The sequence below is a fragment of the Burkholderia lata genome (genome assembly GCF_902499025.1).
GTDB lineage: Bacteria > Pseudomonadota > Gammaproteobacteria > Burkholderiales > Burkholderiaceae > Burkholderia > Burkholderia lata_C.
This window is the reverse complement of the sequence record NZ_CABVPW010000025.1, coordinates 1-16,390: the sequence shown is the minus strand read 5'-3', so window position 1 is coordinate 16,390 and position 16,390 is coordinate 1. Positions and strand designations below refer to the sequence as shown.

General features: G+C 65.7%; 17 protein-coding genes and 1 pseudogene. 10 read left to right on the top strand and 8 right to left on the bottom strand.

Annotation, left to right across the window (positions count from 1 at the left end; all coding sequences use genetic code 11):
* Positions 1-664 precede the first annotated feature (664 nt).
* Positions 665-1,318: an AidA/PixA family protein gene (locus tag BDI24065_RS24035; protein ID WP_175033344.1), complete on the top strand. Its 654-nt coding sequence runs from the start codon at positions 665-667 to the stop codon at positions 1,316-1,318.
* Between the two features lie 265 nt (positions 1,319-1,583).
* Here the strand turns inward: BDI24065_RS24035 and BDI24065_RS24030 are convergent, their stop codons facing one another.
* Entirely contained in the window at positions 1,584-2,528 is a 945-nt protein-coding gene (locus tag BDI24065_RS24030) for a hypothetical protein (RefSeq protein ID WP_175033343.1), read from the bottom strand.
* Between the two features lie 166 nt (positions 2,529-2,694).
* On the opposite strand from BDI24065_RS24030, the gene BDI24065_RS24025 reads away from it, so the two are divergent.
* A complete protein-coding gene (locus BDI24065_RS24025) occupies positions 2,695-3,570 on the top strand; it encodes a LysR family transcriptional regulator (RefSeq protein ID WP_175033342.1) in 876 nt (291 codons plus the stop codon).
* Positions 3,571-3,750: 180 nt separating this feature from the next.
* Here BDI24065_RS24025 and BDI24065_RS41535 read toward each other — a convergent pair.
* The 3 genes and pseudogenes from BDI24065_RS41535 to BDI24065_RS24010 form a co-directional block, all read right to left on the bottom strand.
* Positions 3,751-3,819, bottom strand: a pseudogene (locus BDI24065_RS41535) (fucose-binding lectin II); the annotation flags it as partial.
* Positions 3,820-3,974: 155 nt separating this feature from the next.
* Positions 3,975-4,865 carry an AidA/PixA family protein gene (locus BDI24065_RS41135; protein WP_254609847.1) on the bottom strand — a complete coding sequence of 297 codons (891 nt, stop codon included), beginning with the start codon at positions 4,863-4,865 and terminating at the stop codon, positions 3,975-3,977.
* 65 nt (positions 4,866-4,930) lie between these two features.
* Positions 4,931-5,434, bottom strand: coding sequence for an inclusion body family protein (locus BDI24065_RS24010; RefSeq protein ID WP_011349899.1), 504 nt, complete (start codon positions 5,432-5,434; stop codon positions 4,931-4,933).
* Positions 5,435-5,454: 20 nt separating this feature from the next.
* Between BDI24065_RS24010 and BDI24065_RS24005 the strand changes: the two genes are divergently transcribed.
* Positions 5,455-5,694, top strand: a complete 240-nt coding sequence (locus tag BDI24065_RS24005) for a hypothetical protein (RefSeq protein ID WP_175033341.1) — start codon at positions 5,455-5,457, stop codon at positions 5,692-5,694.
* A gap of 43 nt (positions 5,695-5,737) precedes the next feature.
* Here BDI24065_RS24005 and BDI24065_RS24000 read toward each other — a convergent pair whose 3' ends face one another.
* Genes BDI24065_RS24000 through BDI24065_RS23985 form a run of 4 tightly spaced genes read right to left on the bottom strand, consistent with a single transcriptional unit; the run spans position 5,738 to position 9,822 of the window.
* Positions 5,738-6,121 (bottom strand): GtrA family protein, encoded by a 384-nt coding sequence (locus BDI24065_RS24000; protein WP_175033340.1) that lies wholly within the window; start codon positions 6,119-6,121, stop codon positions 5,738-5,740.
* 15 nt (positions 6,122-6,136) lie between these two features.
* Positions 6,137-7,180 (bottom strand): glycosyltransferase family 2 protein, encoded by a 1,044-nt coding sequence (locus BDI24065_RS23995; RefSeq protein ID WP_175033339.1) that lies wholly within the window; start codon positions 7,178-7,180, stop codon positions 6,137-6,139.
* A gap of 24 nt (positions 7,181-7,204) precedes the next feature.
* On the bottom strand, positions 7,205-8,584 hold the full coding sequence (locus BDI24065_RS23990; RefSeq protein WP_175033338.1) for a glycosyltransferase family 87 protein: 1,380 nt from the start codon (positions 8,582-8,584) through the stop codon (positions 7,205-7,207).
* Positions 8,581-9,822, bottom strand: a complete 1,242-nt coding sequence (locus BDI24065_RS23985; RefSeq protein ID WP_175033337.1) for a glycosyltransferase family 87 protein — start codon at positions 9,820-9,822, stop codon at positions 8,581-8,583. The genes BDI24065_RS23990 and BDI24065_RS23985 overlap by 4 nt, the downstream gene beginning before the upstream one ends.
* Before the next feature lie 1,051 nt (positions 9,823-10,873).
* Here BDI24065_RS23985 and BDI24065_RS23980 point away from each other — a divergent pair.
* The 7 genes from BDI24065_RS23980 to BDI24065_RS23950 all read left to right on the top strand — a co-directional run.
* Entirely contained in the window at positions 10,874-11,065 is a 192-nt protein-coding gene (locus BDI24065_RS23980; protein WP_175033336.1) for a Flp family type IVb pilin, read from the top strand.
* 140 nt (positions 11,066-11,205) lie between these two features.
* Positions 11,206-11,388: a Flp family type IVb pilin gene (locus BDI24065_RS23975; protein ID WP_128842450.1), complete on the top strand. Its 183-nt coding sequence runs from the start codon at positions 11,206-11,208 to the stop codon at positions 11,386-11,388.
* A gap of 91 nt (positions 11,389-11,479) precedes the next feature.
* Positions 11,480-11,686, top strand: a complete 207-nt coding sequence (locus BDI24065_RS23970; RefSeq protein ID WP_175033335.1) for a Flp family type IVb pilin — start codon at positions 11,480-11,482, stop codon at positions 11,684-11,686.
* A 28-nt stretch (positions 11,687-11,714) separates the two neighbouring features.
* The gene (locus BDI24065_RS23965; protein WP_175033334.1) at positions 11,715-12,254 is read left to right on the top strand and encodes an A24 family peptidase; all 540 of its coding nucleotides are present in this window, start codon (positions 11,715-11,717) and stop codon (positions 12,252-12,254) included.
* A gap of 32 nt (positions 12,255-12,286) precedes the next feature.
* The gene (locus BDI24065_RS23960) at positions 12,287-13,687 is read left to right on the top strand and encodes an ATP-binding protein (protein WP_175033333.1); all 1,401 of its coding nucleotides are present in this window, start codon (positions 12,287-12,289) and stop codon (positions 13,685-13,687) included.
* Between the two features lie 35 nt (positions 13,688-13,722).
* The gene (gene cpaB, locus BDI24065_RS23955; RefSeq protein WP_175033332.1) at positions 13,723-14,562 is read left to right on the top strand and encodes a Flp pilus assembly protein CpaB; all 840 of its coding nucleotides are present in this window, start codon (positions 13,723-13,725) and stop codon (positions 14,560-14,562) included.
* Positions 14,563-14,666: 104 nt separating this feature from the next.
* A partial coding sequence (locus tag BDI24065_RS23950) for a type II and III secretion system protein family protein (protein WP_175033331.1) occupies positions 14,667-16,390 on the top strand: 1,724 nt, incomplete at its 3' end.

The following is a 16,390-nucleotide window of genomic DNA, read 5'->3' as shown; positions in this document are numbered from 1 at the left end:
ATTGAGTCGCAATAAGAGATGAGCGGTTCGATTCCGATTCGCGCAGGTTGGAATCGTATGCCGTGCCTGAAATCAATCAAGTTTGAAAAGCACTTGATGTGAAACAAACTTCGCGTGGTCGCCGCTATCCGCATATTTCTGGATGCCGGTAGCGGTGACCAATGAAGATGTTTTCGATCTTCGTTGGTCTCATGTGTCCCGCATTATTTTGGTCGTGCCCCTGGCAACGTACCCAGGTCTTTGAGTTTTTCAGGAAATCGTAAAATAATCGTGGAAAGCGTGCGGTCGCATGCCAAAAATCCGAAAGGACGTTCCACCGCAGAGAATGGAGCCGGCGCGACTGCGTGCCGAAGTGGCTCGCCTGAAACAGGCGCGCGTGCAACGCTGCGCCGTCTTCGCGGCCCGCATACGGATGGTGGATCTCGCCGTCCGGGCGGCACCGGTCGAAACGCAGCGCCCTTATCCGGATAACGGTTGTCGGGATCGCGTCGTGCTTGTGGGGGAGAACTGCCGCGTCCCACGTCCGATGCCCGAGAGCAACAAATCAGCACTTGCAGAAGAAGGTAAACACAAGGATCCTTGATCCCCGTTCGAGTCACGAATCAACGGCCTTTCGCTGGCGTCATTGCGCCGAAAATGCTCGGCTCCTTCACGCCGCAAGGCAATGGGTCAGGACGAGATCGCCGCGACACGGCGCCTTCGTTTGTCGCCAAATCGCGCCCCATTATTCAAATGGAATGAAGAAATCATCATGGAAGTCGACGTTGTCGTGCATGCGAAGGCGCGGAAAATCCATGTGCTGGCGGTCGTGGATACGGAACGCGTCAAGGTAACTTACGGACCGAATTCGGATAGGCTGGCGCCAACATCCGTGAGCCCCAGGCACCTGTTCGTGACCGGTGCCGGCTTGCGAGGCGACATCGGCGAGCTGAAGTTCGAGGCAAGAATCGGCGACATCGTTTCCATGACAGGCGTGTCGATTTATAACAATTCGGACGACGCCGTGATCGTGTATGGTGTACATCCTGTCGAGCGAGGTCCTGTATTCAATCGCTTCAAACTGCATTATGTGAAGAGAATGGCCGGGGTTCAGCCCGATCCCGATTCGCCAAATAAAAATGGCTTGCCGGCCGTGGAGAGGGAGATTAGTTTTTCGAGCTTCGAGTCGAAAATCGCGGCCCACGGCGTCGAGCGCATCGATCTTGCCTTCGCGCTTTATGCGCTGTCGGGCAATGGGCAGGATCAGGAGATTTTCGGTTATTACCGGTGCGAACTCACTGTTGCCGTCGAGCGGCTGCGTTCGACCGACGCTGAATAATGGCGGCAACGATTCTGTTGCAGGGTGTTTCCACGTTTCGACAATACCATTTGAGCGTCCTTGCCCACACTGGCTGCCCCCTGCAATCAAGGATGCAACGAGCGACGCCTCGACCTCTCCCGGAAGTACGGGTCTGGAGACGCAGGCGCGGAGCGATTACGCATATGGGGCCATCCGGTCCGTGCGCTCGCCGCACGTGGCGGGTACACGATTGCAACCCGGTCCGCGCCGAGCGGCGCCCGGCTCGCCAGGTGCCAGCCGCACCCTAGCGCGCACGCCGACGCAGCCGCTGTGCTTCGAGACGCGGCAGCAGGTGCTGGACGACGCGCGGCAGCGTGTAGATCGGCAACTGCGCGCAAGCGAACACGAGCGCCATGGTTGGCGTCGCGGCAAGCCCGAGCGCGGCCCACATCAGGCCGACATTGCGATTGGCGACGATCAGCGCGACGTTGAGCCGCGTGCGGACGTCGCCGGGCGTGAGGCCATACGCGATGATCTGGAAGCCCGCGTTGACGGCGAACGCGAGGGCGATCGCGCTCAACGCGCGGTGCGGCGCGTCGATGATCGATTGCTGCATGCCGGCCATCGTGCCGAGCGCGAACACCAATAGTGCGGCGACGACGGTCGCATCGATCGGCGTCGCATGGCGCTCGAGCCGCGAACCCGCGAACCGCCGCACGAGCAGCGCGACACCCTCGGCGCTGCCGATCAGCAGCGCAAGCCGCAACGCGAGATTCAACGGCGAGATCGACACGGCCGCGTCGTGGCTGAACCAGGCCGTCAGCAGCGGCGCGGTGAGCGGCACGAACACCATCGACGCGATGGTCGCGACGAGCGCGACGCTCGCGTCGAGCGACAGCATCCGCGCGATCGTCGACGTGCCGCTCGACGGCGGCGCGCAGTACGCGATCACCAGCGCGACGACCCAGTCGTACGGCATCCCGGCGAGCCGTGCGGCGACGCCGAGCGCGACCGGGCACGCGATCATCGTCGCGGCGGGCAGCAGCAGCGACACGGCCGGCCGCCGCGCGACCGCGCGCACCGCGCCGGGCTCGACGCGCAGCAAGGTGCCGAGCACGAACAGGAACACGGTGACGGGCATCAGCGGCCGCGCGAGGTCCGCGAGCGGCGGCACCAGCAGCCCGAGGCCGACGCCGCATGCGAGCACGGTCGGGCCGCGCCGCACCAGCGCGGTGATCAGCGCGCGCACGGGAGCGCCTCGGGCCGGTGGTGACCGGTGGTGAAACCGGGGCTGACTGCGGATGGCATGCGGTTTCCTTGAAAGGGGCGGGCCGACACGGGATATACGGCAGGCTAATCCGGATGGTGAGCGAAGTAAAATGATATAAGACGAATCAGTAACAAGAGATAGTGATATGAACATCCCTCTGCTCGAAACCTTCCGGGCCGTCGTTCAGGAAGGCAGCGCGCTGCGCGCGGCGGACCGGCTCGGCTGCACGCAGTCGAACGTCACCGCGCGCTTGCGCCAGCTCGAAGAGTCGCTCGACGCGCCGCTGTTCGACCGCCATGGCAAGCGGCTGGTGCTGAACGACGCCGGGCGCCGGCTGATTCCGTATTGCGACCGCATCCTGCGCCTCGTCGACGAAGCGACGCAGGTGGTGCGCGAGACGCCGGTCGCGCGCAGCTTCCGGCTCGGTTCGATGGAAAGCACGGCGGCCACGCGGCTGCCGGCGATCGCCGCCGCATTGAAGGCGCGCGATCCGGCGCTCGGCCTCGCGGTGCAGATCGGCAGCGAGCCGGATCTGGCCGACGCGCTGCTGCGCGGCCGGATCGACGCCGCGCTCACGGCGCGCGCGGTTGTCCGGCCCGGGTTGCGCTACGAGCCGGCGTTCGCCGAAGAAATGGTGCTGGTGTGCGCGGCCACGGTCACACGCCGACAGGTGCTGGCCGACACCCCGGTGCGGCTGCTCGCGTTTCACGACGGTTGCCCGTATCGCGCGGTCGCGGAGCACTGGCTGAAGGCACGCGGTGTCGCGATCGAGTCGGTGGTGTCGTTCGGCACGTTCGGCGCGATCCTCGGCTGCGCGGCAGCCGGCATGGGCATTGCGATCCTGCCGAAGCGGATCACGACCGAGCACGTGGCGCGCAAGGCACTCCGCGCGCACGCGTTCGACGATCTCGACAGCGTGACGACTTATCTCGTCACGCCCGAAGAAGCGCCCGAGCTGCCCGAACTCGACGCATTGCGCGCGGTACTCGGCCGGCAGGCGGGCGCGCTGTTCGCGCGCTAGTGCACTGCGGGCGCAGTGCCGATCCGCTGACGGTCGCGATCCATGCGCCGATCGCGAACGGCAGCGACTGGAAGGTGCCCGGCCGCCGGCGTTTCGGCGCCGAAGCGATCGGCCGGCCACAGGCCTGGCTGCCGGAGCCGACACACACCTGAACCGCCCGAGTGCCCACCTCGACGACGCTCAGGTGATCGGCCACTGCAGGATCACTATCCCGCCGTTGTAGTCGGCATCGGTGCCGTCCTCCGCACCGAGCCAGCCTAGCCAGACGCCCGAGTGCCCACCTCGGCGACGCTCAGGTGATCGGCCTCTACAGGATCACTATCCCGCCGTTGTAGTCGGCATCGGTGCCGTCCTCCGCACCGAGCCAGCCGAGCCGGACGCCCGAGTGCCCACCTCGACGACGCTCAGGTGATCGGCCACTGCAGGATCACGATCCCGTCGTTGTAGTCGGTATCGGCGCCGTCCTCCGCGCCGAGCCAGCCTAGCCAGACGGTGTCGCCCGCCGACAGCGGCGCGAGGCGCGCATCGGTCGCGGATTTCCTGCCGTTGGCCGACGCGTCGATCCGGATCTTGCCGCCCTTCGAGTTCAGCGTGAACATCCTGACGCCGTCCTCGCTGTTGCCGACGAACGACGCGGCCGGTTCCGGCGCATCGTCGATGAAGAGTTTCAGGTCCTGCCGGTCGGCGGCATTCGCGTAGAAGATCGCCTTGAACGCGGTATTCGGCGGCAGCGTGAAGTTGCCATTGCGATCCGACGACGGCTTGAAACCGGGCTGCTTCGTGTCCGGCTGGCTCCCGGCGATCTCGATCGAGGTTTCCCAGCGGAAATAGCCGGATACGGTGCCGTCGCGGTCGAGCACGGCGAAATCGGCCGCACAGGTGGTCGCGCCCGCGGCCAGCACGTCGCTGCGCCAGTAGTGGTCCTTCATCGGATGGCAAGGCGGATGCAGCAGGTCGTCCGCATTCGGCACGGGCGTGGCCGCATCGCGTACTTCGGGTTCGATCGGCGCGACGATGCCCGCATCCTTCAACGTGAACCGGACGAACAGCACGCTCAGCTCCGCACGCAGGGCCAGCGCGGTTTCGCGCAGGTGCAACTGGTCGCCCGGCGACAGGCCGGTAAAGAGCCGGCTGTCGTTGTGGCCGAGCTGCACGGCGTCGCCGGGGCTCACCACATAGAGGTGCCGGCCGTCGATCACGGTCGGTGCGGCGGGGTCCCGGCTCGCCTCGGGGTAGGCCGACAGCAGCGTGACGGCATCGACGATCACCAGCACATCGCAACGAAGACCAGACATGAGCGCTTCCTCCGCAACTAGTGGATGACGCGGGCAGCCGCCGTGCGGCCGCCCGCCTGCCGCGATCAGTTATGGATCGAGATGAACGGATCCCAGGAGAAGCAGCCCTGGCTCTGGCAGTTGCGATCGATGATCTGGAACTGGAAGTGGTAGGTCACGCGGCCGACCTTCAGGCATTCCGACGACCAGTAGTAGTTCGCCACCTTCTGGCAGGTCGGCACTTCGGGCTTGCTGGTGTTCGGCACCGGAATGGACGCTTCCGCGACGCGCGGCGTCGGCGTCGAGATCAGTTCGTTGCCGACGTTGCCGACGAACTTGTAGAACACCACCTGGTTCTCGAAGCCCAGCGACAGGCTCGTTTCACGCCAGCGGATCAGGTCGCCGACCTGCGCCTTCAGGTCGAGTTCGCCGCCCGCCTGCCCGGAGATGACGTTGTCCTGGTTGGTGACCATATAGACATAGCGCCAATCGATCAGCGTCGGCGCGGCCGGGTTCTTGCTGGGATTCGGATATTTTTTGAGGATGGTTTCGGTATCGAAAGAGACGAGCACATCGGTGACGCGTGACATAGAAGCTCCCGTTTGAATGAATGGGACTTATTGTTGCGCGAATTTCTTCGTGCGGCCGCCATCGCCTTGTCCTGCAAGGCTTCGCGCCGATCAAGGCACGTGCAGGCGAGATGGCGATTGCAGATTATCCCGTTCGGTTAATTCTGAGAGCTGTAAAAGTAAACAGGGTATTTAATACTGTTTCAAACGGTAATTTTGAAATTGGATTCAATCGACTCGATGCGTTACATAAATATAACGACATTGAACCTGTTAATTGAGTGGCCGATTAATTCCGGGGCGGCGGAAAGGGGGCGGGATGGCTTACCGGTAGGTCCAGAGCCGGTGCAGCACGAACGTCGTCGGCGGAACCAGCAGCGCGATCGCGACGATGCTCATCCCGCGGGACGCGTCGAGCGCTTCGGCCGCCTGCGCGAGCAGCATGGTTTCGACGAAGCCGGCGAGCGTGACCGCGAGAAAGCGCACCACGTTGCGCGTGCGCACCGTCGACGAGAAGCTCCACAGCGTATTCGCGAGATACGAGAACGCCGTCGCGCAGAGGAACGCGATCGCGTTCGCCGTCACCAGCGTCGCATCGAACCGCGCGAACAGCGCCGTCGCGACCAGCGTGTGGATCGCGGTCGAGCAGAGCCCGGACACGCCGAAGCGCACGAGCCGCGTGCGCTCGCCATGGAGCAGGCCGATCATGACCGTCGGCGCCGGTCAGCGTGCGCCGATCCGCGCACGGGCCGGCTGCACGCGCCGGCGGGCGATCTGGCGGCGCGCATCGCGCGCGACCGGCAGTTCGATCACCTTGCCGTGCGCCTGGTAGCGGCGGCGGATCAGGTAGACGGGCCGTTGCTTCGACTCGTCGTAGATCCGCCCGATATATTCGCCGACGACACCGATCCCGATGAGCTCGATGCCGCCGATGAACAGCGTGACCGAGATCAGCGACGCGTAGCCGAGCACCGGATTGCCGAACAGCAGCGTGCGGACGATGATGAACGAGCCGTACAGGAACGCGAGCGCGGCGATGCCGACGCCGATGTAGGTCCAGCTGCGCAGCGGCACGGTGCTGAAGCTGGTGATGCCTTCCAGCGCGAAATTCCACAGCTTCCAGCCGGAGAATTTCGAGTGCCCGGCGCTGCGCGCGTCGCGCTGGTATTCGACGATCACGGTCCGGTAGCCGACCCACGCGAACAGCCCCTTCATGAAGCGATGCCGCTCGGGCAGGTTGCGCAGCGCGTTCACGACCTTGCGGTCCATCAGCCGGAAATCGCCGACGTTCTCCGGCAGTTTCACGTCCGACAGCAGGTTGTGCACGCGATAGTAGATCGCGGCGGCCGTGCGCTTCGCGAACGAGTCGCACGCGCGGTTGCTGCGCTTCGCGGCGACGACTTCCGCGCCGTCGCGCCAGTGGTCGATCATCACCGGAATCAGGCTCGGCGGATCCTGCAGGTCGGCGTCGAGCGGGATCACCGCGTCGCCGAGGGCTTCGTCGAGGCCGGCCGTCAGTGCGGCCTCCTTGCCGAAGTTGCGGGTGAGATCGATCACGCGCACGCGCCGCTCGCCGGTACTGATCCGGATCAGCCGGTCGAGCGTGTCGTCGCGGCTGCCGTCGTTCACGCAGACGATCTCGAAGCGGATCGCGTCGATCGACGTCATCAACGGAATCACGACGTCGAAGAAGCGCTCGACGGCCTCGCCTTCGTTATAGAACGGCACGACCAGCGATACGAGCGGTGTATAGAGCGATTCCCGCATGATGATTCCCCTTGTGATGTCGCTTCACCGATGCGCGCCGAGGGTCAGTCGGCCGGTGCGGCGCATTCCGTACGCCGGGCGGTGGTGCGTTCTGGCCTGATGGGTGAACGCGGTTTCGGTCGAGTTGTCGCGTGCGTCGGGCATCGACGGCACGTCGTGTCTTTCCTGCGCGATCCGGCTGACGAGCAGCCCGAGCGACGCCAGCGTGACGAGCGGCATGAACTGGAACGACAGATGCGGCACGATCGCGAGGCCGGCGAGCGGCATCAGCCACAGCAGCATCAGCCACTCGCGATCGAACCGCCGCCAGCCGTGCGTCCACGCATAGCGGGCGTACCACGCGATCACGATGCCGTACCAGGTCAGGTCGCAGTCGTACAGGTAGGGGCTGACGAGCAGGCACGCGCAGGCGAGGGTCGCGGCGCGCAGCGCATACGAGCATGCGCCGCGCCATGCATAGACGACGGCGATCGCCGCGATCGCGGCAGACAGCAGCTGCAGGCCGTTGGCGACGTAGGTGGGCCAGCCGGCCATCGCGGCCAGCGCGAACATGGTCGGCATCCGCGCGAGCTTCGCGTGGCCGGCGCTGACGACCTGGTAGACCCCGTGCATCCCGTGTGCGAACGCGATCCACGAGTCGGTGCCGAACGCGAGCGTGGCGAGCGCGACACAGGCGGCAATCGTTGCCGCCCACGCGGCCAGCGCACGCCACTGGCCGGCACACAGCAGCGCGAGCGGGAACAGGATGGCCATCTGCGGCTTCATCATCAGCATGCCGAAGCAGATGCCAGCCCAGACGGGGCGGCGATTCAGGAGCAGCAGGCCGAGGCCGCCGAGCGTCGCGGTAAACAGGCTGGTTTGCCCGACGACGATGGTCACGAAGGCGGCGGGGAAGGCCAGCGCGCACAGCCACGCGGTGCCGCGCTGCACGGTCGATTGAATGACGACGGCGAACAGCACGTACGTGACGCCGAGCCAGAGCACGACTGCCAGCGTGTACGGCAGCCAGCCAAGCGGCAAGACCAGCAACAGCATGCTGGGCGGATAGAGCCACAGGAGCACGCCATCCGCGAGATTCATGCCCGGAACGGCGAGCTGCTGGATCGCGAACAATGCGTTGAAATGCCAGGCGTCGACGGCACGTCCGTGCGCGGCGAGCCAGGCCGCGCTCCAGATCGCCGAGAAATCCTGCGACAGCGGAACCAGCCCGGCGCCATGCTGCCAGCTCATCCGGGCAAGGTAGATGCCGATGAACAGCAGTTCGGTCAGCAACACCCCGAACGCATAGGCGCGCACGCGATCGCGATTGAGCCAGTGAGGATAGCGGCGCGGGCCGGCGATCGGGAGTTCCGGATGCGCATCCATGGCAGGATGCGCATGGCGAACGGAAAGGGGCGTCTTCATTGCGGATCCCGGGGCGAGCGCCGGGCCGTGCGGCGAACGACGACGAACAGCACGGCAAGCAGGACGATCGGGCCGATCTGCGGCAGCTTCATCAACCGGTTCAGCATCTCGAAGATCGGCAGCAGCCACGCGAGCACGATCACGGCCTGGTCGCCGGGCAGCCAGCCTTCGTCGAAACCATGGGAGATCAGGCAGAAGATCGCGATGCCGAGCCAGGTCAGTTCGTAGTGCCACAGATAGGGCGTAATCAGCAAGGTGGCGACGGACAGCACCGCGCCGCGCAAGCGCATGTCGGGCGTGCGGCGCCATACGTCGACGGTCGCCGCGATCGCGAGCAGCGCGACCGCCGCCTGCGCGGCGAGCGCGGCCGGCATCGACACGCCGGCGAGCCGCAGCGCGGCGAACGGCGTCGGCGAAGCGAGCCAGTACGACGGCAGCATGAAATGCTGGTCGCGCACCGTCGCGACGGCCTGGCCAAGTCCATGCAGCGCGCCGGCGCCGGTGAGCGCGATTCCGGCGGCCGCGAACAGCGTCGCGGTGATTGCCGCGGCCCCGAACGCGCGCCACGCACGCGCCGCGATCAGCGCGAACGGGAACACCACGGCCAGTTGCGGCTTGATCGCGAGCAGCCCGATCAACACGCCGGCCGCGACCGGGCGCTTGCCGAGCAGATGCAGCGCAAGCGCGGCGAGGCCGGCGGTCAGGATGCTGTTCTGGCCGAACAGGGCGGACATGCACACGGCCGAGTACGCGACCACGACGAGCGCCGCGGCACGCGGCACGGGAAGATGCGCGCGCAATCCCGACAACCGCGAGATGGCGAACGCGTAGCATAAAAGACTGCCCGCGGAAAAGAGGAAGTAAGCGGGCAGGAAAGGCACAAGGGCAACCGGCGCGATGAACAGCAACATCGTCGGCGGATAGAGCCAGGGAAGCGGCCGATGCTGCAGATACGCACCGAAGTGCGCGGTCTCGGCCTGCAGGAATGACGAAGCGTCGTAGGCCGATGCGGCATGGCCTTGCAACACGAGATGCGATGCGGTCCAGAAGACCGAGAAGTCGATACCCGGACGGGCCGTGTCGCTCGACGTAAAGCCGTCGGTGACGACACCCCACACGACCACCAGCGCGACGAAGAGCATCAGCATGATGCAGCTGTACGGAATGATCCGGTCGGCTGTCAGCCATTGAGCACAGCGTATGGCGCGAATGCGCGTCCCACGATTGGCTGTGTACATGATTCCCCGTCTGTGTGTAGAGGCTGCCTGGTCTTGTGCAGCCGTTCGATGTTGTCGTGCCTGCGGATCGAATCGCACTCGAAAGGCGTTGTCCGGTGAATTCATTGTTGAAGAAAAAATCGCGTGATGCAAATCGCCTACTGAAAGCCGGAATTTATATTGACCGACGAAACACGTGAAAACCTGATTTTCAGGTATGAGAAATGGACTCAGCCGGATTTCATGTTTCTGCTTTGAAACATTCGGCGATTTTGACCGGCTCCGCATCCCGCCGGTCGCCGGCAACGCAGGTGGCTTCGCGCGTTCGGGAAAGTCCTGAGTAAAAATTTTTGATCCTTTGCGCAGCGCGGCGGCAGGCATTCCGGCTTACAACGCTTGCGGGAAAACATATATCAACTTTGAAACATTTCGTGCATCGGGCCCCGTGCCGGGGAATGCGGGATTCGCCGGAACCCTTGATGCGCCTCGATTTCGCTCCGGGTGGCCTGCTCTTTGCGTAAGCGTTGGCACGGCAGTCGACGAGGTGACGACCGGGCGGTTCCGGCAAAAGACAGACGGAACCAGCTTCGGAATCACCTGCGGAAAGGAAGGCCGGAGCGCGTCGGGGAACACGCAGCTCCAGGTCGATTAACTTCGCAAGCTTTCGTCGAATGACCCATGAGACCCGGTATCGTCAGGGCAATAAGAAATCGGCATGGCAGCATTGGGGAATAAAAATGAAAGACCACAGCACAGTGCGGCTCGCAAACCGCGTTAAAGACACATTGCGGCTTTGCCGGGAGTTTGTCTCCCGTTCAACAGGATTCCATGCGTCGAACGGCAGTCGTGCCGTTCAGGTCGATCGGGTCGTCCGGTTTATCCGGCCGGTCGCGCCGTACACGCCTCTCTCGCTCTCTGCGTCACTGATACCCGTTCGCACGGACAGGGGTGTGCCACCCCGTTCCCGCAGCTGAGCGGCGCGTTCCGTTTTTCTCGAGTAGTGCCGGTGGTGCCCGTCCCGACGTCCTGAACGACGAAGGGTAATTAGTAGTAGTCCGAAAGGAGATTACTTATGTCAAGAGTCATCGAAAAGATCGCCTGGTTCGTTCGGGATCAGGACGGCGTGACGGCCATCGAATACGGCCTGATCGCTGCACTGATCGCGGTCGGCATCGTCGTTGCGTTGACGGCGATCGGGACCGACCTGTCGACCGTGTTCAGCACGATCGCCTCGAGTCTGGATTCAGCAGTAACAGCACTTTGATGGACGGTACGACGAACGGCGCATCCGAATCGCTCGTCGGCACCACACGGCATCAACACCCTACCTCGACGTATCGATGCAAGGTCATCCGACCAGCCGGCACGCGAGGGCTTCTAAAGTAACCACGCAAGGAGATCATCATGTCCAAGCTCATTCAACAAGCCGCCCGTTTCGTTCGCGATGAAGACGGCGTGACCGCCATCGAATACGGCCTGATCGCCGCACTGATCGCAGTCGGCATCATCGTCGCAGTCACCGCGGTCGGCACGGAACTCAAGACCGTGTTCACCACGATCGCTGCCGACCTGACCGCGGCCGTTTGAGGCCGTTGACAAGCAGGGCGTGCGGACGGCTCGGCCGGTGCAGCGTTCGAGCCGCTCCCACGCATCTGATCACCCGGAACCGGAGACCGTCATGCAAACCAGCGCGCGTATCGCAAGCCTCGGGATCGGCGACGAGCAGGGTGTGGCGTCGATCGAGCATGCGTTCCTCGCTGCGACGTTTGCCGTCGCGGTGCTGGGTAGCGCAGTCACGCTGAAAGGCTCGCTTGCCGATACGTACGCGGTGATCGCAACGGCCGTCATGGCCGCCGTGGCCACCGCACTGGCGATGGTTTCCTGATCCTTCGATTCGCTCCGTGAGGTTAGCCATGTTACCCGTTGCGCCGCCTTACCCGATTCCGATGTGCGTGACGCTGCTCGCGGTCGCCGCGGCCGGCACGGACCTCGCGGCCCGCCGCATTCCGAATCGCCTCGTCGCGCTCGGCCTCGCCGGCGCGCTGGTCGCCCAGTGCGTGCTGCACGGCGTCCTGGCAGGCGCACTCGGCTGGCTTGCCGGCGCGGCGACCGGTTTCGCACTGCTGCTGCCGTTCTACCTGCTGCGCGGGATGGCGGCCGGCGACGTGAAGCTGATGCTCGCGATCGGTGCGTGGGTCGGCGCGCAAATGACGTTTTACATCGTGCTGGCCACCTTCGTGGCCGGCGGGATCGGTGCACTCGCGGTCGTGCTGTTGCGCGGGCGGATGCGCCAGATGTGGGCGAACGTCCGCGCGCTGCTCGCGCGGCACTCGCAAGGAACGCGTGCGGAGGCCGCCGACGGCCCCGCGGCAATCACGTCGGTCGGCTCGCTGCCGTATGGCGTGGCGATCGCGGCCGGCACGCTGGCCATGCTGTTCGCGTCGTACGCCTGATGCGACGCATCCGCAACGAGGATGGAGCGACCATGAACACGAACCCTACCGAACCGAGACGCGACGCGCAGGTGGCTCATCTGCCCGATCCGCTGCCGTCGCGGGAGGCGCATACGAAGCTGGGCGCGCAGCTGCCGGCGGCGCCGCGCACGCTCGACGAAACGGGACTGAGCAAGACGTTCCTCGCCGGGCTCGTGCTGAAGTCGACACTGATGCTCGGCCGCCCGTCGTACGGCGACCTGGTCGAGCGGCACCGCCTGCCGCTCGCGGTACTCGACGACGTCTTTGCGTTCCTGGTGCGCGAGCATCTCGTCGAACTCACGCATCGCGGTGCGACCGATCTCGACGTGACGTTCCGCCTGACCGACGCGGGCCGCGTCAGTGCGCTCGAGGAACGGGCGCGCAGCGGCTACAGCGGGCCCGCGCCGGTGACGCTCGACGCGTATCTCGCCTGCGTGGCCGCCCATTCGGTGCGCAAGCTGCATATCGCCCAGGACGACGTGTGGGCCGCTTTCGAAGGCATCGTGATCGATACGTCGGTGCTCGACGCGGCGGCCGCCGCGCTGAACGCGGGCCGTCCGCTGCTGATCTACGGCCCGGCCGGCAGCGGCAAGACTTTCCTCGCCGAGCGGCTCGGCTCGCTGATGCACGGCTACGTGCCGGTGCCGCATGCGATCTGCGCGGCCGGCGAAGTGATCGAGATCTACGACCCGCTCGTGCATGTCGACGCGGCTTCGCAGCCCGGCGGCCAGTCGGTCGATCGCCGCTGGCGCCTGTGCGAGCGGCCGGTCGTGATGTCCGGCGGCGAACTGACGCTCGACGAGCTCGACCTGCGCCGCGACGAAGCCGCCGGCTTCTACCAGGCGCCGCCGCACATGAAGGCGAACATGGGCATGTACGTCGTCGACGATCTCGGCCGCCAGCGCGTCGAGCCGCGCGACCTGCTCAATCGCTGGCTGCGCCCGCTCGATCGCGGCGTGGATTTCATGACGCTCGAATCCGGCAACCGCTTCGTGATGCCGTTCGACGTCTGGCCGGTGTTCTCGAGCAACCTCTCGCCGGAGCAGCTGGGCGACGACGCGTTCCTGCGCCGGCTCGGCTCGAAGCTGCACGTCGGTGCGCTGTCGATCGACGACTACCGCGCCGTGTACAACGCGGCCTGCGCATCGCTGGGCCTCGTATCGGCGAGCGATGCATTCGACTACCTGCTGCATCGGCTGCATCTGCCGACCGGCAAGGCGTTTCTCGCCTGTTTCCCGGCGGACCTGCTGCGCCTCGTGGCCGCCGGCGCGCGTTATCGCGGCGATCCGCCCGAAGTGACGCACGACGCGCTGTACGACGCATGGACGAGCTATTTCGGCACGGCGCCTGAACGGGACGGCGGCCATCCGCCGCCCGTCGAGCGCGGCGGGCGCACCTACGTCACCGGTTGAGCGGTTTCTTTCACGATTCGTCGAGGAGCATTGCCATGAAAAACAGTCGAGCAGTCATGATGCTGGTCGTCGCGATGGTCGCGGGTCTTGCCGCGGTGTTGTTCGCGTCCCACTGGCTGATGCAGACATCCACGAGCTCGGTCACGCCGGTTGCGGTGGCAGCCACGGACCTGAACCTGGGCGAACCGCTCGGGCCGAACCAGATCCACATGGTGAACTGGCCGTCGGGCAGCGTGCCGACCGGCGCATTCACCGATACCAAGGCGCTCGAAGGGCGCGTGGTCCGCACCAGCCTGTCGCGAGACGAGCCGGTGATCGAATCGAAGCTCGCGCCGATCGGCACGAAGGGCGGGCTGTCCGCGGTGATCTCGGACGGCAGCCGCGCGATCACGGTGCGCGTGAACGACGTGGTCGGTGTCGCGGGCTTCGCGCTGCCGGGCAACTACGTCGACGTGATCGTCAATACGCAGGAACAGCAGGGCAAGACCGACGGGCAAAGCATCTCGAAGATCGTGCTCGAGCACATCCTCGTGCTCGCCGTCGCGCAGCAGGTCAGCCGCGACGACACGGCACCGAAGGTCGTCAACGCGGTCACGCTGGAAGTCACGCCCGACCAGGCCGAACGACTCGACCTCGCACGCAGCGTCGGCACGCTGTCGCTCGTGCTGCGCAACCAGGTCGACCAGAAGACGCTGAACACCGACGGTGCGACCAAGCTGACGTTGCTCGGCAAGGAACCCGCACCCGAAGCGCCGCCGGCACCGGTCCGTGTGCGCACGGTACGCGTGCACGTCGCCTCGCATGCGGCGCCGGAAGTGCGGCGCGACTGCGTCGGCGTGCTGACGGGCGTGCGGGGCAGCGTCGAATGCTTCTGAAGCAGATGGACTCATCCAGATAAACAGATCGGCCGTCAGTGAGACACGGCGGCCTTGGAAGTCGATAACCGGCGCAGCGCCGGTCTCTCGGGGGATCAGACGAAATGAAGATCAAACCGCAATGCACAGGTACCGGCCCGCTGCGTACGCGCGTCGCACGGGGCACGATGATGGCCGCGATCCTCTGTTCGGGATGGCTGACCGTCTATGGCGCACTGGCCCAGGAAGGTGCCGAGTCGGCCGTGCTGACGAAGGGCGGCGCCAGCGCGCCGGCCGCGGTCGGCAAGGGGCCGATGCAGATGACGATCAGCATGGGGCCGGTGGCGGCCGCCGCACCGGCCGCGTCGGCGGGACCGCTGCGCGGGCCGAACTGCGTCGGCGCGGTGCGTGAATCGACCAGCGTCAGCGTGCCGCTCGGCAAGTCGCTGCTGGTGCCGATGCCGGAGCCGGTCCGCAATCGGACGATCGGCAACCCGGCTGTCGCCCAGGCCACGATGGTGTCGCCGCAGACGCTGTACATCCTCGGGCTGTCGGTCGGCACGACGAACATGATCGTGCAGGGCCGCAGCGGTGCATGCCGGGTGATCGACGTGGCAGTCGGCGCGGATGCCGGCGGCCTGCAGGCGTCGCTGCAGCAGCTGATGCCGAACGAGCGCGATATCCGCGTGACGACCGCGGCCGGCACGATCGTGCTGTCGGGCACCGTGTCGAGCTCGCAGGCCGCGCAGCAGGCCGTGCAGATCGCGCATGCGTACGGCGACAGCGCCGGCGCCGGCGACCCGGCCGCCGCGGGCGGCAAGCAAAGCGGCGGGGGCGTACTGAACATGCTGGCCGTCACGTCGCCGCAGCAGGTGATGCTCGAGGTGAAGGTGGCCGAGGTGTCGAAGACGCTGATGAACCAGATGGGCAGCGCGCTCAACATCCAGGGCGGGTTCGGTTCGTGGAGCGGCGCACTGGTCAGCAACCTGCTCGCGGGTGTCGCAAGCGGGGTCGCGTTCAGCAAGTCGAACAACAAGCCGTTCAACCTCGCGGCCGACGCGCAGAACACCGACAACCTGGTCAAGATCCTCGCGGAGCCGAATCTCGTGACGATCAGCGGCCAGGAAGCGACGTTCCTCGCCGGCGGCAAGATCTTCATCCCGATTCCGCAGAGCAGCGGCAACGGCACGTCGACGATCACGCTGCAGGAAGAGGAATTCGGCGTCGCGCTGAAGTTCACGCCGACCGTGCTGGCGAACGGCCGGATCAGCCTGAAGGTGGCGCCGGAAGTGTCGGAACTGTCGCAGACGGGCGTCACGCTGAGCGCGACCAACATCGGCGGCACGTCGATCCTGCCGCTGATCACGACGCGTCGCGCGTCGACGACGGTCCAGATGAGCGATGGCGAATCGTTCGCGATCGGCGGGCTGATCAAGGACAACGTGACGGGCGCGCTGAAGGCGATCCCGGGCGTCGGCGAAGTACCGGTGCTCGGCGCGCTGTTCCGCAGCACGTCGTTCCAGCAGGACCGCACCGAGCTGATCTTCCTGATCACGCCGCACCTGGTGAAGCCGCTGCAGACCGCCGACGTGCCGCTGCCGACCGACAGCTTCTCGAAGCCGAACGAAGCCGACGTGTATGCGACCGGCAACATGGAAGGCCGTGGTGGGGTTCGCAAGCCGGGTGCACAGCCGTCGAACGGCGCAGCAGCTGCCCCGCAGGCACCGGCTCAAGCCCCCGCACCGGCACCGGCGCCGCAATCGGAAGCGCCGTCCGGCCCGACCGCCGCGCTGCCCGCACCGCGCGCGCCGCAAGGTGCGGACGCGCAGCCGCCGGTACCGGCCGAGCC